The sequence below is a fragment of the Chryseobacterium cupriresistens genome (assembly GCF_046614675.1).
Classification (GTDB): domain Bacteria; phylum Bacteroidota; class Bacteroidia; order Flavobacteriales; family Weeksellaceae; genus Chryseobacterium; species Chryseobacterium cupriresistens.
Map to the genome: position 1 here is coordinate 94,798 of NZ_JBKKJT010000010.1, position 20,720 is coordinate 115,517.

At 36.9% G+C, this 20,720-nt stretch carries 24 protein-coding genes; 4 read left to right on the top strand and 20 right to left on the bottom strand.

Translation table 11 applies throughout. The annotated features are described in order from the left end of the window. The first annotated feature begins 142 nt into the window (after positions 1-142). From ACLI50_RS20265 to ACLI50_RS20280, 4 genes are read left to right on the top strand one after another with little or no spacing between them, the layout of a single operon-like run. Positions 143-1,669, top strand: a complete 1,527-nt coding sequence (locus ACLI50_RS20265; RefSeq protein ID WP_411414512.1) for a phytoene desaturase family protein — start codon at positions 143-145, stop codon at positions 1,667-1,669. A gap of 1 nt (position 1,670) precedes the next feature. After that, a complete protein-coding gene (locus ACLI50_RS20270) occupies positions 1,671-3,359 on the top strand; it encodes a C45 family autoproteolytic acyltransferase/hydrolase (protein WP_411414513.1) in 1,689 nt (562 codons plus the stop codon). Next, the gene (locus ACLI50_RS20275; protein WP_202839888.1) at positions 3,356-3,721 is read left to right on the top strand and encodes a hypothetical protein; all 366 of its coding nucleotides are present in this window, start codon (positions 3,356-3,358) and stop codon (positions 3,719-3,721) included. The genes ACLI50_RS20270 and ACLI50_RS20275 overlap by 4 nt, the downstream gene beginning before the upstream one ends. A 6-nt stretch (positions 3,722-3,727) precedes the next feature. Beyond that, positions 3,728-4,975: an alpha/beta hydrolase gene (locus ACLI50_RS20280; RefSeq protein ID WP_411414514.1), complete on the top strand. Its 1,248-nt coding sequence runs from the start codon at positions 3,728-3,730 to the stop codon at positions 4,973-4,975. A 51-nt stretch (positions 4,976-5,026) separates the two neighbouring features. Here the strand turns inward: ACLI50_RS20280 and ACLI50_RS20285 are convergent, their stop codons facing one another. From ACLI50_RS20285 to darB, 20 genes are all read right to left on the bottom strand, one after another. Then, positions 5,027-6,199: a DUF2062 domain-containing protein gene (locus ACLI50_RS20285; protein ID WP_110009851.1), complete on the bottom strand. Its 1,173-nt coding sequence runs from the start codon at positions 6,197-6,199 to the stop codon at positions 5,027-5,029. A 4-nt stretch (positions 6,200-6,203) separates the two neighbouring features. Further along, positions 6,204-6,680, bottom strand: coding sequence for a hypothetical protein (locus ACLI50_RS20290; RefSeq protein ID WP_110009850.1), 477 nt, complete (start codon positions 6,678-6,680; stop codon positions 6,204-6,206). Further along, positions 6,677-7,057 (bottom strand): ApeI family dehydratase, encoded by a 381-nt coding sequence (locus ACLI50_RS20295; RefSeq protein ID WP_411414515.1) that lies wholly within the window; start codon positions 7,055-7,057, stop codon positions 6,677-6,679. Before ACLI50_RS20295 ends, ACLI50_RS20290 begins: the two co-directional genes overlap by 4 nt. A gap of 4 nt (positions 7,058-7,061) precedes the next feature. Then, a complete protein-coding gene (locus ACLI50_RS20300) occupies positions 7,062-7,661 on the bottom strand; it encodes an outer membrane beta-barrel protein (RefSeq protein WP_114821701.1) in 600 nt (199 codons plus the stop codon). Positions 7,662-7,668: 7 nt separating this feature from the next. Beyond that, complete coding sequence (gene lolB2, locus ACLI50_RS20305; protein WP_343642829.1) at positions 7,669-8,304, bottom strand: flexirubin biosynthesis protein LolB2; 636 nt, start codon at positions 8,302-8,304, stop codon at positions 7,669-7,671. After that, on the bottom strand, positions 8,270-8,896 hold the full coding sequence (gene lolA2 / locus ACLI50_RS20310) for a flexirubin biosynthesis/transport protein LolA2 (protein WP_202839879.1): 627 nt from the start codon (positions 8,894-8,896) through the stop codon (positions 8,270-8,272). Before lolA2 ends, lolB2 begins: the two co-directional genes overlap by 35 nt. Then, a complete protein-coding gene (locus ACLI50_RS20315) occupies positions 8,889-9,644 on the bottom strand; it encodes a polysaccharide deacetylase family protein (RefSeq protein ID WP_411414516.1) in 756 nt (251 codons plus the stop codon). Before ACLI50_RS20315 ends, lolA2 begins: the two co-directional genes overlap by 8 nt. A gap of 188 nt (positions 9,645-9,832) precedes the next feature. Further along, the gene (locus tag ACLI50_RS20320) at positions 9,833-10,894 is read right to left on the bottom strand and encodes a beta-ketoacyl synthase N-terminal-like domain-containing protein (protein ID WP_411414517.1); all 1,062 of its coding nucleotides are present in this window, start codon (positions 10,892-10,894) and stop codon (positions 9,833-9,835) included. Further along, positions 10,891-12,090 (bottom strand): beta-ketoacyl-[acyl-carrier-protein] synthase family protein, encoded by a 1,200-nt coding sequence (locus tag ACLI50_RS20325; protein WP_411414518.1) that lies wholly within the window; start codon positions 12,088-12,090, stop codon positions 10,891-10,893. Before ACLI50_RS20325 ends, ACLI50_RS20320 begins: the two co-directional genes overlap by 4 nt. A gap of 84 nt (positions 12,091-12,174) precedes the next feature. Beyond that, positions 12,175-12,432 carry a phosphopantetheine-binding protein gene (locus tag ACLI50_RS20330; RefSeq protein WP_034692439.1) on the bottom strand — a complete coding sequence of 86 codons (258 nt, stop codon included), beginning with the start codon at positions 12,430-12,432 and terminating at the stop codon, positions 12,175-12,177. Positions 12,433-12,531: 99 nt separating this feature from the next. Next, entirely contained in the window at positions 12,532-13,071 is a 540-nt protein-coding gene (locus ACLI50_RS20335; RefSeq protein WP_120233325.1) for a 3-oxoacyl-ACP synthase, read from the bottom strand. A 10-nt stretch (positions 13,072-13,081) separates the two neighbouring features. Next, positions 13,082-14,248, bottom strand: a complete 1,167-nt coding sequence (locus ACLI50_RS20340) for a beta-ketoacyl synthase N-terminal-like domain-containing protein (RefSeq protein WP_411414519.1) — start codon at positions 14,246-14,248, stop codon at positions 13,082-13,084. Then, positions 14,245-14,673 (bottom strand): acyl-CoA thioesterase, encoded by a 429-nt coding sequence (locus ACLI50_RS20345; protein WP_105684190.1) that lies wholly within the window; start codon positions 14,671-14,673, stop codon positions 14,245-14,247. The genes ACLI50_RS20340 and ACLI50_RS20345 overlap by 4 nt, the downstream gene beginning before the upstream one ends. Continuing rightward, positions 14,663-15,931, bottom strand: a complete 1,269-nt coding sequence (locus ACLI50_RS20350) for an ABC transporter permease (protein ID WP_411414520.1) — start codon at positions 15,929-15,931, stop codon at positions 14,663-14,665. Before ACLI50_RS20350 ends, ACLI50_RS20345 begins: the two co-directional genes overlap by 11 nt. Then, positions 15,918-16,664 (bottom strand): ABC transporter ATP-binding protein, encoded by a 747-nt coding sequence (locus ACLI50_RS20355; RefSeq protein WP_238349611.1) that lies wholly within the window; start codon positions 16,662-16,664, stop codon positions 15,918-15,920. The genes ACLI50_RS20350 and ACLI50_RS20355 overlap by 14 nt, the downstream gene beginning before the upstream one ends. A 13-nt stretch (positions 16,665-16,677) precedes the next feature. Beyond that, positions 16,678-17,673, bottom strand: coding sequence for a BtrH-related acyltransferase DarH (gene darH / locus ACLI50_RS20360; RefSeq protein WP_202839865.1), 996 nt, complete (start codon positions 17,671-17,673; stop codon positions 16,678-16,680). Between the two features lie 62 nt (positions 17,674-17,735). Further along, on the bottom strand, positions 17,736-18,140 hold the full coding sequence (gene DarG, locus ACLI50_RS20365; RefSeq protein WP_411414521.1) for a flexirubin biosynthesis protein DarG: 405 nt from the start codon (positions 18,138-18,140) through the stop codon (positions 17,736-17,738). A gap of 557 nt (positions 18,141-18,697) precedes the next feature. Beyond that, positions 18,698-19,141, bottom strand: a complete 444-nt coding sequence (locus tag ACLI50_RS20370; RefSeq protein ID WP_202839863.1) for a hotdog family protein — start codon at positions 19,139-19,141, stop codon at positions 18,698-18,700. A 7-nt stretch (positions 19,142-19,148) separates the two neighbouring features. Next, positions 19,149-19,580 carry a hotdog family protein gene (locus ACLI50_RS20375; RefSeq protein WP_202839862.1) on the bottom strand — a complete coding sequence of 144 codons (432 nt, stop codon included), beginning with the start codon at positions 19,578-19,580 and terminating at the stop codon, positions 19,149-19,151. Then, a complete protein-coding gene (gene darB / locus ACLI50_RS20380; RefSeq protein WP_110009837.1) occupies positions 19,580-20,719 on the bottom strand; it encodes a dialkylresorcinol biosynthesis protein DarB in 1,140 nt (379 codons plus the stop codon). Before darB ends, ACLI50_RS20375 begins: the two co-directional genes overlap by 1 nt. Position 20,720 lies beyond the last annotated feature (1 nt).

Genomic DNA, 20,720 nt, shown 5'->3' on the forward strand with positions numbered 1-20,720 from the left:
CGAAAAACGAATAAAAACTAAAAAACCATTAAGATTTACCGAGATTTAAGAGAACCCATAAAATTTCTATGCTTACTTTACCAAAGTAAACTTTAAATATCTTAAATTCCCTGTTTCTTAATTATTAAAAGCACATTCTCTTTTGAAGAAAGCATACGACATACTTGTAATCGGCAGTGGATTGGGAGGTCTTGTTTCGGCTCTTATTTTGGCGAAAGAAGGTCTGAAAGTATGTGTTCTCGAGAAAAATAACCAATATGGCGGAAATCTTCAGACTTTTTCAAGGAATAAGCTTATTTTCGATACAGGAGTCCACTATCTGGGAGGTTTATCCAAAGGGCAAAACCTGAATCAGTTTTTTTCCTATCTGGAAATCATGGATGACCTTGAACTTCAGTTGATGGATGAAGATGGCTATGACAGAATCAGTTTCGGTGATGATGAAATAGAATATCCTCATGCACAGGGCTATCAGAATTTTGTTGAACAGCTTTCAAAATATTTCCCCGAAGAAAAAGAAAACCTTGAAAACTACTGTGAAGAAATTCAATATGTATGCAACCAGTTTCCAAGATATCATGTAGTAGGAAAGGACAGTTACAACGAAGAAATCCTGCACCTCAATACTAAAAGATTCATTGAGTCTGTTACCCAGAATAAAAAATTGCAGTCAGTTTTACTGGGTTCCAACTTTTTATATGCCGGAGACTCGGAGAATGTTCCCTTTTATGTACATGCTCTGACGGTAAATTCTTACATTCAAAGTGCTTACAAATGTGTGAAAGGAGGAAGTCAGATTTCTAAACTTTTAATCAGAAAACTCCGGGAATATGGAGCCGAAGTACACAAGCACTCGGAAGTTTCAGAATTTGTTTTTAATGAAAATAATACACTGACTTCTGTAAAAACGAAAGCAGGAAAAGAATACGAGGCAAAACAATTTATATCAAATATAGAAATACGCTCCACCATCAAACTGATAGGCGAGGAAAGACTGAAAAAATCCTTTCTGAACAGGGTTTTAAGCTGGAAGCCTGTTTCTTCGTGTTTTAGTATTTATCTGGTTTTAAAACCTCACAGTCTTCCGAATTTCAATTACAACAGATACCACTATTCATCGGAAGATCAGGTCTGGAATGCATCCCAATACCAAAAAGAGTCGTGGCCGGAAACTTATATGCTTTCATCTACGCCTTCAAAATATCATCCTGAATTTGCGGAAAGTCTTACCGCGATTTCTTATATGGATTTTGATGAGGTTAAAGAATGGGAAAATACATTCAATACAGTTGCGGATGAGCATGAAAGAGGAGAAGCTTATGAAAGGTTTAAGCTTGAAAAGACTGAAAAAATGCTTGATGCTCTGGAAAAGAAAATTCCTAACATAAGACACGCTATTAAAACACTCTATACTTCTTCTCCCTTGTCTTACAGGGACTATATTGGTAATTTCGAAGGAAATATGTACGGATACATGAAAAGTTCAGAGAACCCTCTTAAAACAATGGTTTCCCCACGTACGAAAATTGACAATCTTTTTCTGACGGGACAATCCGTGAATATGCATGGCATCTTAGGTGTTACGATCGGAGCTTTTAATACCTGTGCCGAGATTATTGGAAAAGAAACGATAGACATGCGGTTGACACAAATGATTAATAAAAACTAAAGTGAAAAAAACTAAAACCATTTATACATCCGTTCAAAGAACCTTTCTTTATCTCACTCTTTGTTTTTTCCTCATATCCTGTGGAATATCAAAATCTATCCGGCATATTCCCGAGGTAAAACAATATGCTCTGGAGATTCCAAAAATTACCAGAATCAACGACAGCACTTTCAGCTATAATCAGAATTATCTTACCAAAAATAAACAACAGCTCTGGGAACTTTATATTAAAGGAAATCCTTTACAATTAGGATATAATAATGGAGCATTGACACAAAGCCTAATGCAGAAGCAGGAAAGCATTTTCTTTTCAAAAGTGGAAAGTTTTGTCCCTTCAAAATTCAGACAAAGGATATTAAGGGGCTTTTTAAAATGGTATAACAGAAAAATGTACCTCAATGTAAGAGAAGATTATCAGGCAGAATTATATGGTTTGTCACAATATTCCTCGGATCAGTATGATTTTATTGCTCCCAAATATTTAAGAAGCCTTTATCTGCATGGAGCTCACGATATAGGACATGCGATGCAGGATCTGGCCATGGTGGGTTGTACTTCTCTTGCTGTATGGAACGAAAACACCGAAGATGGGGATTTGCTGATCGGAAGAAATTTTGATTTTTATGTAGGCGATGATTTTTCAAAAAACAAGCTGGTAGAATTTGTTCAGCCAGATGAAGGAATTCCTTACATGTCAGTAAGCTGGCCGGGAATGATTGGAGTAGTTTCAGGAATGAATAAGGAAGGAATTACAGTAACCATTAATGCGGGGAAATCAAAAATTCCTTTAACAGCCAAAACCCCGATTTCCCTTGTTACAAGAGAAATTCTGCAGTATGCTAAAAATATAGAAGAAGCCATTGCGATTGCTAAAAAAAGAAAAGTATTTGTTTCGGAATCTATTCTGGTGGGAAGCGCTGCAGACAAAAATGCGGTAATCATTGAAGTTTCGCCTAAGAATTTCGGTGTATATAGCGTGCAGAATACCAGCAGAGTTCTTTGTACCAATCATTTTCAGTCGGAAGCTTATAAAGATGACAAAAGAAATCAGAAACATATTGAGGAAAGCCATTCTGAATACCGTTATGAAAGGCTTCAGGAGCTTTTGCAGGAAGAAAAGAAAATAACACCGGAAAAGATGGCTTCCATTTTAAGGAACAGATCCGGTTTAAAAGATGAAAGCATCGGTTACGGTAATGAAAAAGCACTCAATCAGCTGCTAGCTCACCATGCTGTTATATTTTCGCCACAGAAAAAACTGGTTTGGGTTTCTTCCAATCCGTATCAGCTGGGAGAATTTGTTTGCTATGATCTGAACAAAATCTTTTCAGACAAAGGATTGCAGCCTGATGACCTTTCAAAATCAGGTTTAAATATTCCAAGAGATCCATTTGCGGATTCTGAAGAATTTCAAAACTATGAGTTGTCTAAAATGTACGGGAAAGAAATCAGTGAGGCTGCTGGCAATAAAAATACACTGCTGACGGATGATGTTATTCATTCCTATCAGGCTATGAACCCCGATTTCTGGCTGATCTATTATCAATCCGGAAAATACTATTTTAGCAAAAAAGAATATTCAAAGGCAAAAATGGAGTTTGAAAAAGCGCTGACTAAAGTAATTACGACGGTTCCGGATAGAAAGAATGTAGAAAAATACCTGAAGAAAACTTTAAAGAAACTGAAATGATCCCCAAATATATAAAACTGCTGTTCTGTATTCCTTTTGTTATTATCATCTGTTATTCTGTGTATTTGTGCACCGTGTACAGCTCAATACCTGAAACCATCATTATTCACGGTTACGGAAGTATGAAAGACAGCTATGGGAGTAAAATATTTCTTGTGTTTCCCATACTGATGAATCTGGCTGTTCTTGTGTTTATCTGGTTGATTATCAGAAGACCTGATAAAATAAAATTTACCTTTGAAATGAAGGAAGAGGAAAGGGAAAAAACATATCATATCACCCAGCTCGCTTTGGTTATTATTTCGATATTTGTTACCATCATGATGACGCCACTTTCATTTTCTGATGTGGTTTTTAAATAATTAATTATGAAAAAACTTTTAACCTTATTCTTTATCGTATATTTTCTGCCAGCTTTTTCTCAGGATAGAAAAGAGATTGGAAATATTTTCATTAAAGCTCTGCTGGTTGATCAAAATATAGAAAAAGCACATTCTTATTTTGATTCTTCCGTAGCGGGACAAATTCCGGTGGAACAGCTCAAAGCGATTCCGCTCCTGGGCCAGATTGGAGGATTGAAAAAGATCCTTGAAGTAAATAACGAAGGAAACACCTATTATTACTATTCTGAATTTGAAAAGGAAAAACTGGATATTCAGCTTACTTTCAGTGAGAATAATAAATTGCTGGGTTTCTTCCTGGTTCCTCACAAAACATTTGAAAAAAGAGATGAGAAAACCACACTGAAAATAAAAAGTGATGCTATTGAGCTGAACGGAACATTATTAATTCCACCTTCCAACAATAAAAAGAGGTTGGTTATTTTCGTTCACGGCTCCGGACCTCATGACAGAGATGAAACTATTGGAGAAAACAAGCCGTTTAAAGACATTGCAGAATATCTTTTAAACAACGGAATTGCTTCCTATCGATATGATAAAAGAACCTATTCCCACCCTGAAGCATTCACGGAAAAGTCTACTGTAGAAGAAGAAACCATCAATGATGCTGTAAACGCAGCTCTTTATTTTAAAAACAGTTCTGATTATAAAGGATATGAGATTGTTATCCTGGGTCATAGCCAGGGAGCGTATATGATTCCAAAAATTGCAGAAAAGGCACAGGTTTCAAAATATGTTTTTATGGCTGGGAATGCAAGAGCGCTGCAGGATCTTCTTGTTGAGCAATATGAATATCTTCATGCGATGGATCCGGCTAAAGTTACAGCTGAAGCTGTTCAGGAAATTAAAAAGCAGGTTGCTTTTTTAAACTCATCCCAATTTAACTTACATTCTCCTTCATCAGAGCTTCCTTTGGGACAGTCTGCCGCATATTGGAAGTATTTGAAGGATTACAATCAGCTTAACGAAGTTAAAAAAATCAAAGCTCCGATGTTTTTTGCGCAAGGGGAAAGAGATTATCAGGTAACCGAGAAAGATTTCAACCTTTGGAAAGAAACATTGAAAAATGATAAGACTGTTGTATTTAAGTTTTATCCTGCATTAAGTCACTTATTTATTGAAGGTTCCGGAAAACCATCTCCAAAAGATTATGAAATAAAAGGAAAAGTGGATGAACAGTTTTTGAAAGACATTACAGATTTTATTCTGAAATAAATACAATAAGATTATTGCTATAATGAGCCTGGAACTTTGTTCCGGGCTTTTTTAATTGTTTTCCGGGCTTACCTTATTCAGAAACAGAAAAGAGGTTATTCCTGCAATGGCCGAAAGTGTTGTGCTTAAGATGAAGCTGCCAATCACATATTGCAGAAGATTGTTCTTGATCAGTTCGAAATTTAAATCCTGACTTAGAATATCGCTGTTTCCACTTACAAAGGGAGCTCCCAGAAACAGAGAAGCGGCAATAATGAAAGGGATAAAAGGAGGAAGGCTCACATTGGAAGCTACAAATGCAAGGACTTTATTAAGCTTAAAAAGTACAGATAAACTGATCACCAGAAGAGTCTGGAATCCCCAGAAAGGAGAAAGTCCTATAAAAACGCCCAGTGCTATAGAAAATGCTTTTGTTCGGTTACTTCCGTCACTTTCTAAGACATCTTCCTGGATGAATCTTTTAAAGCTTTTTTTTTTGAAATTATTCACGAAATTTCTCGGAATAATATAAAGTAGAGTAATCGTTACCAGAATTGTATTCAGAATACTGATTCTTGTAAAATCTTTGAAAGGTCTGAAATGCGAAACCCGCTCTGCCGGATCATACAAAACTTTGATCGGAACATTTTTTATCGGAACATGTCGCCAGGCGGTTCTTACAATGATTTCAATTTCAAATTCAAACTTAGGAGTAAAATATTTCTTTGGAATTTTATGCAAAGGATAAAGTCTGTAGCCGGACTGTGTATCTTCCAGCTTAATACCGGTTTCAAACCAGAACCAAAAATTGGAAAAACGGTTTCCGAAACTGCTTTTCTTAGGAATCCCATCCTGAGACATATTTCTGTTTCCGATCAGAAGAACTTCCTCTTTTTCCTGAAGAAGAGCTTCTACAAATACCGGAATATCATCCGGATAATGCTGACCATCCGAATCTATTGTGATGGCGTAATCATATCCTGATTTCTTTGCTGCTCTGAAACCTGTTTTTAGGCCGTTTCCTTTCCCTTTATTCTCCGGTAAGGAAATTATAGTGATCTGAGGATATTGAGCAAGAATCTGAGGCGTGGAATCTGTAGAACCATCATCAACCACAATAATACTTTCGGTGTAGTCCAGAACGCCGTCAATAACCCTCTTCAGAGTTTTTTCATTATTGTAGGTAGGGATTAAAACGCATATCTTCTTTTCAGAAATAGCATTTTGTACTTCAGCAAGCAACATTTTTTTATTTTAAAGTGGCTCTTTCCGCCTCTGTCATGGTTTTAGATTGCATTGCAAACCTTTTGATATAGCCCTTCAGAGCTGTATTCTGTTTGCTGTAATTATTCAGCAGGAAAGCTTTATCATCCTTCAGGCTCCCGCGGTATCCTACGATCTTCGGAATATTTTCCTGAACACTCATTCTGATCAGACGAAGTTCTGCATTGTTAGGATTACTCTTAATAATGCTTTCAAGACTTGTAGCGCCTGTCTTTACCAGAGCTTTTCTGTTGCTTTTGGCAATTTTCGCCTCCATAATCTTTGCTGCGGCCCTGTATCCTACAGTTACAGCATCAGAGCCGGATTGTTTTTCCGCAGTTTCAATAAAGCTCGCAGTATTGGTAGTGGATTCGTTCGCCTTAGCATAGCTGTTTCTCAGCGTTTCAAGGTCAGATTGAAAGAAAAAAACAAATGCTGCTATGAATGATAAGATTAGTTTCATGATGATATTTTTTTATAGCTTACAGATAATTTCAATGCAATAGTCTCGCCAAAAGAAGTTGTGTTTTTTACTTTAACATCTTCTTCATTTTCAGTAATATCCAGCTGAAGTACCAGATCAGGGGTTTCAAAAGGATTGATAATCGCCATGAACTTTACATTGGAAGCTGTTTTCAGAAATAACTTTGAACCTGTAAATTCCTCAGTCAGTTCCTTAATAATTTGCATCATACAAACACCGGGAGTTACCGGATTTCCAGGAAAATGGCCTTTGAAAATATCATGGTGTTTATTAAGATGAATATGAGCAGTAAACTTTCCGTCTTCTGCCTTATCGTATGATGTTAAAGTATAAAAGTCTGTAAGAATCGTTTGCATGATCTTATTTTTTAAGATTAAATGTATAATACATTCCCACCTGGAATGTTACGTTGGTATTGTCATTGTTAATATGCACAAAACCTTTTTTAATTCGGGCCTCAACGCCTATATTTTTTGTAATATCATAACCGGCTCCAAATAACAGTCCCAAATCTGCCTCAATAGGCGAATCGATATTTTTATGATCTGTCAGAAGTTCCAAGGTCGGACCAAAATGAATATTAAACTTTTCAAAATAGAATTTATTCACTACTGCTCCTCCTACATAAGAAAGTGTTGCTGTTTTTGAAGAAACAGCAGGATTCTGGCTTTCAAATCTTGCGCCCTGGCGGGTATAATAAATTTCCGGCTGAAGAGCATAGAATTTTGCAAACCGGATATTGGCCTGGAAACCTATGTAGAAATCCACTTTTGATTTGATATCATAAGCATTGGTACCATAGTGATATCCCTGATTGTCATTATAATAAAAGGACTCATAAGCAGGTCCGTCAGATATATGTGAAATATTGGCACCTACTCTGATTCCCGGATTGAAAGTGACCTGGGCAAAAGATAAGGCGGAGAAAAGTGCAAAAAGCAAGAAATATATTTTTTTCATGTGAAATTTATTCCGTCTCGGTTATTTGAAATAGCTTTATATTAATCTTAAAGTCCTTGTGCTGCAGGTTTAAGCTGTCCGCGAAGATAGGTTTTTTTGCATCAAAAGTAAAATCGATTTTCTCCTTGTTGTTTTTCGTATAGATAATCTGCCTCAGCAAGTTACTTTCTTTGTTGAAAAACAGATAATAGCTTTTATTTTCGATTTTTGAAAGATAGATTTTAGCATTTTCATTTTCAAAACTTTCATTGACCGGATATTTTCTTTTCAGAAGCTGTTGAAAGTCGTTTTTCAGGAAATTGATGACTATTTTTTTATCCAGGTCAGGAAGTACATAATTCAGCTTGAAATCATTATCAGAGACTTCAAAATCTATCAGTTTATTCCCGAAATCAGAAGTTAAGGCAACACGATGTGTTGTTTCATTCAGTCTTTTGATGATCAGAATGCCGCTTACATGGTTTTTATAAATATCCATCTGGCATTTGTAAACATAATCTTCACCGGAAGAGAAATATAAGTTTTCCACCATCTTTTCAGAAGATGAGGCAGGTTTTGCTTCTGTTAACTTATAGGTTTTACAGGAAACAGCCAGGATCAGAATCAGGCTATAAAGTAAACTCTGACGCAGGAATTGAAGCATTGATCTTGGTATTTTTGAAAACAATATTCGTAGTATCTCCGGAAGCCTCCGTCATATTGACCTGTGAAACTGTCGACTGGTTTTTAGGGAAAAACAATTCGATCTGTTTAATATATTTCAGCAACTGAGAAGTCTTTGGGATAAACTTCGCCACATTGTAATTTCCGTTCTTAAAGTAGGTAACGGTGAACTCAGGATCATTGAACATGGTTCCGTTCGAACTTCCTACAATAAGTTTATTGATTTTTTCAAAGGTTTTGCTCTTCGCATCCACAGAAGATTTTTTCCCCTGATCGTTGATGAAGATTTTATTGCTTTTAAAAACAATGCTGTACTGATAAGGTTTTGTATATTTCCAGCTCAGCATATTGGGTGTTTGCAAAGACATTTTCCCATAAGTAACAATGCTTTTATCCAGAAAATCCATTTTTTTGGTCTGGGTAAAATCACTCTGCAACGTTTTAATTCCTTTTGTATCAGAAGAAACTTTCGATACAAATGCTTTGGCTTCAGCCCCGGACATTGCCGTGTTTTGAGCAAAAAAGAATCCTGAAACCAGTAAGAATACTCCGAAAGCTATATTTTTAATCATTTCTATTTGAATTTATCACTGTATCAACAGTAAAGGTTGAATATTTTTTATCCTTCAAAAATACTAATAAATTGGCCAGCACGCGAAATGTCTTTTCCGAAGTGTCATGAAGCAGAATAATACTGCCTTTTTTCAAGCTTTTGGTTACTCTGCTGTAGATCTTTTTTTCGTCATCAATGATGGTGTCCAATGACCGGACATTCCAACCGATACTTACCTTATTTGTTTTTTTGATCGCTTTCGCAATATTGGGATTCGTCACCCCGAACGGTGGTCTGTAGAGGCTGGTGCTGATATTTCCTACATTTTTCATGATCTCATCACACTTTTCAATCTCTTCAATCATTTTTGAAGTCGATAAAAATCCTGTAGAATTGGAATGTGATAAGGTATGATTTCCTATGGTATGTCCCTCTGCAATGATTCTCTGAAACGTTTCAGGGTATTTTTCAATCTGTTTTCCGATACAGAAGAAAGTTGCTTTTATCTGATGCTCTTTAAGCAGGTCTAAAAACTTTGGGGTAAATTCAGTAGGTCCGTCATCAAAAGTAAGAGCTACTTCTTTCATTCTGGTACGTTTGTGGGTAATACTGTTCACAAAATATCCCAGCTCAATGTCAAAAGAACCCCAGACAACTACTGCAGAAAAAGCAAAAAAACAAAACAGATACACCCAGATACTTCCGTGGAACGCATAAATAAAAACGTTACAGAAAAGATAGAACAGGATGAAGGGATAATGTTTCATTGCTGATTGCTTTTTAATTTTGAACTGGTCATTATGAGTTTTATGGGCATAATATTTATTGTATGCCATTGTCACTCCATAGGAGTCTAGATAAATACAATTAATTTAACTTAATTTGTTTAGATTCCACGCTTCACTGCGTTTCGCTCTGAATGACAAATAGACTGTATAATTTTCAATTTCAACAATTATGCCTTCTCCAGTAATACCAAACTGTGATCATCACCTCCCAGATGGTTGTAAAGAAGTATATTCTTTATATTTTCCTTTTTTTCTGAATTGATCATCATTACTTCCGGAATCTGCTGTTCCTTCAGGATATGACAGGCCATAAAGGTTGAAAAACCACTTGCTGTATTGAATTCTCCACTCAAATGTTTATAATACAGCTGTGCTGAATCAGGAAACAGTTCCATTGCTTTTGTATAATACATATCTGATTGTGCATCTCCACTGAATCCTAAAATAACCGCATCAATATCATGAGTGGAAAGATTGTTTTGAACCAGGAAATTCTGGATAAAATCCTTTACTTCATTCAATTCAACCTTGTTGCTGATCTGGATATTCTTAAGCTTAGCGTAAGAGTTTTCGGTCTTATCTTTTCCAATTACAAAAAAGCTGGCACCTTCACCCCAGATCACTCCATTGGTAGTGGTATGTAAATAATCTGCAGGAAGATCTGTTTCTTTTTTGATCGTATTATTTAAGCAGTAAAGTTCCATGGTTCTGTCCGTCTGTTCGTCTGTAGAACCTACCAGAACATTTTCTGCTTCTCCGTCATTGATCTGAAGCTGAGCGTCCAGTAACGAAAACTCCAGTGAAGAAGAAGTATTTACATACGTGAAGTTGTAAGCATGACACTGTAATCCCAGGGCAATCTGTCCTGCTACCGTATTATGGGTAGACTGGATGAAAAAGGTAGGCGTAAGGAACTCTTCATGATTGTCAATCACGTTTTTCAGGAACTTTTCAGAATCCTGTGAGCAGCCCATTCCGGTTCCTACAATGATGGCATCCGGTTTTTCAATTCCAGCTTCCTTTAATGCGTGATGAGATGCTACAGAACTCATTTTTACTGTTTTAGACATTCTTCTGATCATCGCAGGCGGAATGAACTCTTTGTAATTGGGTTCTATCGCTTTAATGATGTTTGAAGAATTTTTAACAGTAAGGTTTTGAAGAATATTGTCGTTTAAAGTGTCCTGAACCGAGATACAGGATGCACTGTTGATGTATACTGCACTCATGATTTTGAGAAAATTAAGGTGGAACAGTTTCCTCCAAATCCAAATGAATTGGAAAGCACATGATTGATGTTTTTCTCTTTCAATTCGGTAACAGGAGTAAGGTCAAACTCTTCCATTTTTGTTTTAAAATTCAGGTTCGGGAAAATCACACTGTTTTGCATGGTTAGAATTGAAAATACGGCTTCAATTCCTGCTGCTGCGGCCAAAGTATGTCCTGTAAATGCTTTTGTGGAGCTGAATTCAGGCACCTGGTTTTCTCCGAAGATTCTTATCATGGCAATTCCCTCAGATAGATCGTTATTAGGAGTAGCCGTTCCGTGAACGTTGATATAATCTATATGCTCTTTTTCCACGCCGGAAATTTTCAGAGCCTGCTGCATCGCTAAAAATGCACCCTGCCCATTTTCTGAAGAGGCAGTCTGATGGTGGGCATCATTAGCATTTCCATATCCGGAAAGATAAGCGAGAACCTTTTTGTTTTCTTTTTTGACCATTTCTTCAGATTCAAGGACTAAGAAAGCCGCAGCTTCCCCAAGATTCAGCCCTTTTCTGTTGTTGTCAAAAGGAGTGTTGTAGGAATCCGTAAGAATCATCAGCGTATTGAATCCGTTCAAAGTAAATTTTGAAAGAGAATCTGTTCCCCCTACAATAACACGGTCCAAAACTCCGTTTTTGATGAGCTTTGCGCCCATTATAATCGCATTGGCTGCTGATGAGCAGGCTGTACTAATGGTAGAAACCATTCCTTTTAATCCCAGATAACCGGCAATCGCCAATGAGGAATTTCCGGCATCGTGTGCGTCAATATACTTTTGCTTTTCAGGGAAGTCTTCGTAAGAGTAGAAGTATTTTTCAGTGATATCCATTCCTCCTACACTGGTAGAAGAGATCAGTCCGGTTCTGTAACCATTGATATCTGAAATTCCTGCACTTTCTACAGCTTCTTTAGCAGCAATCATTCCCAATAGGGAAGTTCTTGTGACATTGTTGTCTTCATCAAGATGAAGTTTCTGTACAAGCTCTTCATTGGATAATTTTATTTCACCCGTTTTAATGGCTCCGGCGTGGCGGGTTTCAAACATTTCAATATCTGAAATTCCATGTTTTCCGGTTTGCAATGAAATAAAATTTTCCTCCACATTGTTTCCGATGGAGGAAATGATGCCCATTCCCGTTATGGCAATTTTTTGACTCATGGTATTCAATAATGTAACAATGTATCAATCGAATAATTTACCAATAATTGCTACATTGTTACACTGTTAGATTGTTATATTAATTTATTTTGTTCTGTTGTCCTCGATGAATTTTGCCATCGTATCGATAGATTGGAAAATTTCCTTTCCTTTTTTAGGATCTGCTAATTTTATTCCATAGTCTTTATCAAGAAGAACGATCAGTTCCAAAGCGTCGATAGAATCTAATCCTAATCCACCTCCGAACAGTGGGTCAGTATCTTTGATTTCTTCTACAGATACATCTTCAAGGTTAAGAACTTCGATAATTTTGTGTTTCAATTCTGTTTTTAAGTTTTCCATAAATAGTATTTTAATGTAACAATATATCAATGTACCAGTTGACCAATGGTTGTTATTGCCTTTAGCATTGGTACATTATCAGATTGGTACATTGTTAAATTATAATGTGAGCAAATATACAAAAGCTTTGTAATTTTCCTGATACAATTCCACCCAGCCGCACAATACTTTGTCGGCTTTTCCGGATAGAAGAATCTGTTCAGAATAATCATTCAAAAATTCTTCATCAAAATCATCCAGTACGAAAAAAGCATTTTCTGTCTGCATTTTGTGTTTAATGCTGATTTCACCTACACAGATGTTGGGTAAAGTATACACAAAAACGGCAGGACTCGGATAGAAATTATCCTGATCGTTGATGCTTTCCTGATATTTGAAATCCGTATCCAGACTGGACGATCTGTTGGCAAAAACAATGGCTGTTCTGCTGTGGTCTTCATCTTTCAAAATGGTTTCAGCGGAAAGAAAGGCCAATTTACTCAAATGATCCATTTTATGAAACTTTGGATAGCTGAGGTCTAAACTTTTATAGGCTTCTTTGGCAAATTCCTGAAAGGTTTCGCTTGGGCTTTCAAAAATAAGATTTCCGTCAACGGTTATTTTTGAATGTTCTATGGTACAGGTATTTATTTTCTTCATCACTTTCAGTTTAACATTTTTCCAGTACAACAGCTGCATTACATCCTCCAAAACCAGAAGCGGTCTTCAGAATATATTTAATGTCTGCAGTTTGGTTTTCTCTGATGATATTTAAAGGGTGAGTTACTCCTGTTTCTTTAAAATTCTTTGAAGGAATCAAAATGCTGTGAAGAGCACTTTCCATAGAGATAATACTTTCCAAAAGCCCTGACGCTCCCAGGCAGTGCCCGTAATATCCTTTCATACTGTTGAGCGGAATATGTTGGAGATCCATTCTGTTGAAGGCAATAGCCTCCATTTCATCGTTATATAAAGTGGCTGTTCCGTGGGCAGAAATAAAATCGATCTGTTCAGCAGAAATATTCGCTTCAGTCATAGCATTTTTGATACTGGCATATAAACCGTCACCTGTTCTTGAAGGTCCGGAAATGTGATTGGCATCATTCACTGCTGAATCTCCAAGGACTTTAAACCTGAATTTTTCGTTTTGTGAGATTGCTTCGTCACTTTGTTCCTCGCAAAGACCTGAAGTGATATAAACTGCGGCGGCTGCTTCACCAATATTAATTCCGTCTCTGTTTTTATCATAAGGTTGGCAAGGCCCTGATCCTATTGCCTGAAATGAATTGAATCCTGAGATAACAAATTCAGAAAGCTCATCACCTGCAATCACAAAGGCATCTTTATATTTTCCTGCCTGAATCATATTTTTAGCCACAGACATTGCCATTACTCCTGAAACACAGGCGTTAGAAACGATGATCGGTTTGGTTTTAAATCCAAAGAAATAAGCAATTTTTTCTGCTAATTTTGATAAATAAACACCTTCCGGTAATTCCGGCTGGTTTTTTAACAGACTGATATTTCCTTTTGTTGTGGAAAGGATGAAAGCCGTATTTTCCGAAACGGTATGTTTTTCAACAAGAGGTTGTAAGCTTAAAAGAAGCATCTTCTCCAGTCTTGTGAAATCAGTTGTATGCTGAGCGAAGAATCTGTTGAATTCTTCATTCAGTTTTTCAGAATCAATCATAGAAGCATAAAAAGCCTCCTGATTGTTTATGATTGTATGTGAAGCGACTCCCGATTTTCCTTCCAAAAGAGCGTTCCAGTTGGACTCAACATTGAAGCCCAGCGGAGTTACACAATTGTAATCTGTGATATAAATTTCCTTCTTCATGATAATCCCATTTTATCTTTCCAGTTTTGAAAAAATTCCGGATTATACAGGCATAAGCTTCCATTGCTGTCGAGGAATACCTGAATGGTTTCTCCGCTGCATACCAGTTGATCTTCCTGATTGAAAAGCTCATATCTGTAAATAAGTTTGGCAGATACAGAATTAATAAAAGTGGTCACAATTCTGAATGTTTCTCCATACTTTAAAGGAAGAAAATGCTCACAGGTACTTTTTACGATCGGTGTTACAAATCCTGCATTCTGAATATCAAGATAGGTAAGACCATGCAGACGACCGAAAGCTTCTCTTCCGTCTTCAAAATACACGATATAATGCCCATGCCAGACAATGCCCAGCGGATCTGTTTCATTGAAGCGTACTCTTACTTCTTCGGTACAGGTTAATATATTTTCTTTAGACTGCATTTTGTTTTTTTTCGTAAAAAATAGAAATAGCTACGGTGGCAATATAGAATAAGAAGAGGAAAACCAGTTCTTTGGCAATCCCACCAATTCCGCTGTTCCTTAAAATAATATCATAATAAGCATTCAGTCCCCAGTTCATAGGAGAGAATTTCGCTACGGTCTGCATGAATTCCGGCATCAGAAATACAGGTACCCAGATTCCGCCAATGGCTGCCAGAACCACTACAGAAGTCGCCCCAAATGGAGCAGATTGTTCCTGTGTATCGGCTATAGTTCCCAATAAAACTCCAAATCCAATAGCTGCCAGTCCTGCAAACAGTGTTACTGTCAGAAGCTGGAACATTTTTCCGGATACATCAAAAGCCGGAAGATCCATATAAGGGAAAAGGTAAATTCCTACGGCAATCATCAGTAAAAACTGAATAAGGCAGATGATAAGATAGGTAAATGTTTTTCCTAAAATATGGACAAAATAAGGAGTAGGGCTTATTCTTGCTCTTACACTTGTTCCCTGGCTTTTTTCTTTTACCAGATTGATGGATAAAGGGACAACAATAAAGAAGATCGCAAAAAGTGTCCATGCAGGAACGTTGTGTTGAACGGAATTTGGCATGACATCCATTGCTCCTTTTTTGGGAGTGATTTCTTTAAAGCTGATCAGGTTTTTATTTTCGTCAAGATTTTCCGTTGTTCCCAGCTGATCCTGGAAGGCTTTGTAAATCTTTTTATTTTCAATTTCAAAAACCATTTTGTTGACAGAATTCATCACCGAATTTTTGAAGCCCACATTGGTAGCAGGGTCAAAGTACAAATGAATTTCTTTGGCTTTGGGAACTGCTGTTTTTACTTTTGCAGAATCTCCTTCCAGCCCGAATGAACTTACAATGGTCTGAACTTTCGAATCAATATTGGAATTTAAATCTTTCGTTAAATTTTCAGGAATGACAATCGCCATCTGATAATCTCCGGAAAAAACAGCCTCCTGAGCAGATTTTTCATTGAAGTTGGTCAGCAGCTGGAATGTTTTGCTGTTTTCCAGTTCTGCTTTTATATTTTTTGAAACTTCAGATTTGTCCTGATCAATAAAGATAATAGGAATCTTTGATCCTTCAAGGTTTTTAAAGGTAGAATCCTGAATAAGGGTAATGGTGACAATCAAAAGCAAAGGCATCACAAAGATGATGACAATTCCTCCGATGTCTCTTTTCAGCAGAAGAATTTCCTTAATAAAACTTCTCCACAGTTTATACAACAACATCTCTTAATTCTTTTCCGGTTAATGAAATGAAAACGTCTTCAAGGTTTTCGGCATTGGCAATCTGTGAAACAAGTTCTTCAGGGGTTCCTACAGCATGAATTTTTCCATGATCGATGATGGCAATTTTTGTACAGAATTCTTCAGCCTCAGAAAGGTGATGGGAAGTATAAATAATGCACGTTCCCTGTTTATTTAAATCTAAAAGATAATCAATAATTGCTTTTTTGGACTGAACATCCACACCTACAGTCGGTTCATCCAGAAACAGAACTTTAGGATTGTGAAGTGTTCCGGCGATGAGGTTACAGCGTCGTTTCATTCCTCCTGAAAATTGGCCTACCTGCTTGTTGGCAAATTTTGAAAGTCCCATGATTTCAAGGGATTCATCAATGGCTTTTTTAAGCTGGTTGTGCTTTAAACCATAAAGACTTCCGAAAAACATAAGGTTTTCTTTGGCGGTAAGTGTAGGATATAAAGCATATTCCTGGGGAACAATTCCGATAATCTGTCTTATTTTGAACCCATCCTTCTGGGGAGATAAACCGTTAATGGTGAAATGTCCTGAAGTAGGTTTGATTAATCCTGAAAGCATGGAAATCAGCGTTGTTTTCCCGGCTCCGTTGGGCCCGAGAATTCCATAGATTTCATTTTTACTGATGCTCAAAGAAATATCATTTACAGAAAACTCATCAGAATTTTTGTATTTTTTGTATAAGTTTTTAATTTCAATCATATTTTCCGCCATATCAGATCGCTTTTCTCAGTTTTTTATAGAAAGCTTCTTCCAGGTCTGCAATATGCAGCATTGTTTTTGAAAGTTCATTGTAAATATTGCTTTTCGAGTTTCTGTTTTTATACACTCTGGCAATATCAACGGCAAAATCTCTCCAAAGGTCACCGATAGAGGTTATTTCTTTTGATAATTCCTTTAGCTCGTCATTTTTAAGAATAACAGCCGCTTCCTGAAGAAATGCACCATAGATAAACCTGAAGCCTCCGCCTCCGGTTCCAATTTCTTCCTGCATTCTGATCAGCTGTCCCAAATAATGGTTGGTCACTTTTGTACCTTTCTTTTCTGCCCATTTCGGGATGCTTCTGGCTACCCATCTCATGGCTTTTACCCCAATAAGTGGTACAGGCGCCAGCATATTTTTACAGGTATCTTTGATTCCTTTTTTGATGGCCTCTTCAAGATTCACATTTTCCGGAACATAAACAGGGTAGTACATGTGTCCTTTAGGAGGAAGTGCCCCTTTTGCGTATCTTACTTTTTCCAATTCTGCTTCAGAAAGGGAAGTGGTATAATCCATTACAGGATCACTGATCAGGAATTTTCCGTCTTCTTTTCCGTACACCACAAGGTTGTGGGCATTGAAGTGGAATTTGTATTCTTCAGGAAAATAAGTAAGGTTGAAAACACCTACCTGAAGTCCGGTAGGGATATTTTGTTCCAGATTTCTTTCAAGCGCTTTTTGGGCATCCTGAGGATTTGAGAATTTTTCTCTTTTGATTTTAATTCCTAATCTTTTGGCTGCTTTACTGAAAATAGCACCCGGCATCGGCCGATAGCTGAAGCCCGGAGCAAAATTCACCTTCAGAAAAGGGAGATAGACAAAAAAAAGTCCTGAACCGATCCCGAAGATCATAGGTTCGCTTAGTTTCAGTCCTTTGTTAAGCAGTAGATTAGAAGCAACACCGTTTTCGCAATGCGCAGTCTGATGGTGTTCAAAGTTTAATTTCATTTGCTGATTGTATCTTTTCATTGGTCAAATGATACCAGGCATTATATTTAGCCTTGTTTCATTTATTTCCCGTTGAAGTTTTTTAATTCATCCACTGAAATTCCGAACGCATCGGCATATTTTTTCAGTGCATTTTCGCTTAGTGTTTTAAATACTTTGGGTTTAAAATGCCTTTTTACCCTCCATTGCCACATTCCTACATATGAAGCAAGAACGCCAATATCCATTTTGTTCAGTTCCATAAAATAAACAATGGGACTTGCTGTATTATTGGCCACATTTTGTTTTGCTTCCTCAATTCTTTCATAAATAAGTTCCATCGATTCATCCAGAGCAGCTTTTTTGGCATCCCAGCCGGTGCTGTTTGCTGTCGTGTAGTTGTCGTTCTCATCCGTCACATACAATACTTCAGTCATATTGGCGGATTTCAGGTTACTTTCGTCTTGAGGCAGGTCTTGTTTTTTCATCTAAATAATGTTTATATTTTTAGATTCCAGATGACATAAGGCTCACCTGTTTTTTGATTCTTTTAATCAGGTGGCTAAAATAGTGAAAATACATTATATGTAAATCATATTAAATTTGAGGAGTTACTACTTCAAAACTGAGGCCGTATTAAAAAAATATAGACTAAATTTTTGTGGTTAAAAACTGTTTCTCTCTAAGGATCAGAGTTTCACGGATTTTGTGAATGTTTCACGTGAAATAATTCATCTGATGATGAGATCTTAATGGTTGTATCAAGCTGATTATCAGTTGATTTATAAAGAAGTAGTGAATGTGTAAATAAACAAAAATGGAGTTTTTATCTAGGGTTTTTATAATCAATTCAATAGGAGTGGGCTTTAGCTCGCTTAAAAAAAGAGAAAAATTAATTGACTGTAGCCAAAACCTATATTTTAAACACGAATAAAACAAATGAATGCACAAATGTTCACCAATCTATTAGAGAATATAAAATTGATTTAAAAGAGAAAAGCTGTACAAAAACGTACAGCTTTTCTATGTCTATGTTGAATTGACTTTACGACTTTACTTCCTGAATAAACAGGTTGATTTCCGCTCTGATTAACAATTCATCATTATGAAATGTTTCACAAAATATGTGGCAGATATTCTCAAACTGTGATATAAGTGATGCCCTGGAGATAATTTTGTCATTCACCTTCGGAAGACCGAAAACCTCAATCTTCTTGATATTGGTAATGAACCCGATCACTTTTGTATCTGCTTCAGGATTTTCAAAGAAGCTTTGCCCAAGGATAGAAGAGCAGGTCTGAGCCAGATTTTCGATCAAGCCGGCTTCCGCAAACTCATTGTTGTGAACAAATATATTATCTTCTTTGATTTCAAAGGAAGTCACTACTTTTTCTTTGGTCAGTTCCAGGATATAGTCTGCCATGAGCATCGGTTCACGATGCGGTAAAAAGTTGTGTATATTGATGATGTTTTCTTCCTTTATTTCCATTTCCAGTTTATTTTACAGCGGTTTTCATTTGAGATTTTGCAATCACTTCACCGTTCAGTTTCGTAATGATATCTACCAGGGTTACTCCCATTACTTCATTAAGGATGGTTACTTCAGATTTCAGCTGATCTCCCACTTTAGGCAGTATTTCAGCTTCAAAAGATTTGATGGCTCCGATATATCCGGTTGGAGCATCTTTTCCCAGCAGATAATATTTATATCCGGTATGAAGGGCAACGCTCTGCGCCTGATGCTCAATCAGTCCTGAAGCCTGGAATAATCCGTCCTGGATAAAAAGATTGTCTTCCTTTATCTCAAAACCGGATAAAAGATGGCTTTCCGAATATTCTGACAATTCATGCACCATCACAAAAGGAAACCTTTGGGGAATAAGACTTTCTACAAAATCTTTATCGGATGTTGGCAGTCTGTTTTCCATTAGCAAACCGTTAATAAAGCACAAGAATAAGCAAATCTTCCACTTTCAGGAACACAAAGAAGTACTTTTTCTCCTTTTTTCAATGTTCCGGAATTCATCAGTTCTTCAAGGGCGATAAATATAGATCCTGCTCCGATGTTTCCAACTTCAGAAAGATTATAGAACCATTTTTCTGCGGGGAAATCCATTCCTTTTTTGGCAAATTCTTCTTTAAGTCCGTCTTTAAAGTATCCGGAAGAAATATGAGCCAGTACGTGGTCAATTTTTTCCGGATCCAGGTTATGTTTGTCAAAAGATGATCTTAAACTTTCTGCTCCTTTTACAAGGATGTATTTATCAAGGATTTTAGTATCCTGTTTAATCGCAAAAATAGATTGTTTCAACCATTCGTCAGAAGGGTAGTCTGCCCATGATTTCAGGCTTCCGTCTTCCAGCTTATCACATCCTGCATACATACAAGCTTCAATTTCGTGGGCATAAGAATAGAAATCAATGAATTCTATTTTTAGGGAAGTGCTGTTTTCTCTCGGTTTATTTTCTAAAAGGAAAGCGCCTGCTCCATCAGAAAGCATCCATCTCAGGAATTCTCTTTTGAAAGCAATGATAGGTCTTTCTTCCAGTAGTTTTAAATTTTCAGCCTCATGATTGAACTTGTCAGCAGTCATCCATGCAGACATTCTTTCAGAACCTGCGCATACTGCGTTGTCCTGTACACCGGCTTTTACAGAAAGGAATCCATAATTCAGGGCATTCATTCCTGAGTTGCAAAGACCTGTTGAAGTATTAATTTCAATAGATTTTCCGATGTTCAGTTCGCCATGTACCATGGATGCGTGAGAAGGCTGGATCTGATCCGGTGAAGTGGTTCCTACAGATAATAATTTCATATCTTCCTTTTTGAAGTTTTCGTCAAAAAGTCCTTCGATAGCTTTTGCAGTAAGCTGTGCATTAGAGTGGGTAGGGTTTCCTTCTTTATCTAAAGCGTAGTATCTTGTTGTGATCTTATTATTTCTTAGGATAAGTGATTTTGCTTTAGATGGCGCATCATTGATAAGCCCAAGATAAGTCTCCATTTCATCATTCGCTACCGGCTCATTGGGTAAGTATGTTGATGCTTTTGTTATAAATACGTCGTACATT

Coding starts and splice junctions, on each gene's coding strand:
- lolB2 (WP_343642829.1), bottom strand. CDS start 8,304: ATGCTTCAATTCCTGCGTCAGAGTTTACTTTATAGCCTGATTCTGATC.
- ACLI50_RS20330 (WP_034692439.1), bottom strand. CDS start 12,432: ATGGAAAACTTAAAAACAGAATTGAAACACAAAATTATCGAAGTTCTT.
- ACLI50_RS20290 (WP_110009850.1), bottom strand. CDS start 6,680: ATGAAACTAATCTTATCATTCATAGCAGCATTTGTTTTTTTCTTTCAA.
- ACLI50_RS20320 (WP_411414517.1), bottom strand. CDS start 10,894: ATGAGTGCAGTATACATCAACAGTGCATCCTGTATCTCGGTTCAGGAC.
- DarG (WP_411414521.1), bottom strand. CDS start 18,140: ATGAAAAAACAAGACCTGCCTCAAGACGAAAGTAACCTGAAATCCGCC.
- ACLI50_RS20295 (WP_411414515.1), bottom strand. CDS start 7,057: ATGCAAACGATTCTTACAGACTTTTATACTTTAACATCATACGATAAG.
- ACLI50_RS20370 (WP_202839863.1), bottom strand. CDS start 19,141: ATGGAAATAAAGGAAGAAAACATCATCAATATACACAACTTTTTACCG.
- ACLI50_RS20345 (WP_105684190.1), bottom strand. CDS start 14,673: ATGCAGTCTAAAGAAAATATATTAACCTGTACCGAAGAAGTAAGAGTA.
- ACLI50_RS20315 (WP_411414516.1), bottom strand. CDS start 9,644: ATGAAACATTATCCCTTCATCCTGTTCTATCTTTTCTGTAACGTTTTT.
- ACLI50_RS20355 (WP_238349611.1), bottom strand. CDS start 16,664: ATGATTGAAATTAAAAACTTATACAAAAAATACAAAAATTCTGATGAG.
- ACLI50_RS20325 (WP_411414518.1), bottom strand. CDS start 12,090: ATGAGTCAAAAAATTGCCATAACGGGAATGGGCATCATTTCCTCCATC.
- ACLI50_RS20350 (WP_411414520.1), bottom strand. CDS start 15,931: ATGTTGTTGTATAAACTGTGGAGAAGTTTTATTAAGGAAATTCTTCTG.
- darB (WP_110009837.1), bottom strand. CDS start 20,719: ATGTACGACGTATTTATAACAAAAGCATCAACATACTTACCCAATGAG.
- darH (WP_202839865.1), bottom strand. CDS start 17,673: ATGAAATTAAACTTTGAACACCATCAGACTGCGCATTGCGAAAACGGT.
- ACLI50_RS20340 (WP_411414519.1), bottom strand. CDS start 14,248: ATGAAGAAGGAAATTTATATCACAGATTACAATTGTGTAACTCCGCTG.
- lolA2 (WP_202839879.1), bottom strand. CDS start 8,896: ATGATTAAAAATATAGCTTTCGGAGTATTCTTACTGGTTTCAGGATTC.
- ACLI50_RS20335 (WP_120233325.1), bottom strand. CDS start 13,071: ATGAAGAAAATAAATACCTGTACCATAGAACATTCAAAAATAACCGTT.
- ACLI50_RS20300 (WP_114821701.1), bottom strand. CDS start 7,661: ATGAAAAAAATATATTTCTTGCTTTTTGCACTTTTCTCCGCCTTATCT.
- ACLI50_RS20275 (WP_202839888.1), top strand. CDS start 3,356: ATGATCCCCAAATATATAAAACTGCTGTTCTGTATTCCTTTTGTTATT.
- ACLI50_RS20375 (WP_202839862.1), bottom strand. CDS start 19,580: ATGGAAAACAGACTGCCAACATCCGATAAAGATTTTGTAGAAAGTCTT.
- ACLI50_RS20280 (WP_411414514.1), top strand. CDS start 3,728: ATGAAAAAACTTTTAACCTTATTCTTTATCGTATATTTTCTGCCAGCT.
- ACLI50_RS20285 (WP_110009851.1), bottom strand. CDS start 6,199: ATGTTGCTTGCTGAAGTACAAAATGCTATTTCTGAAAAGAAGATATGC.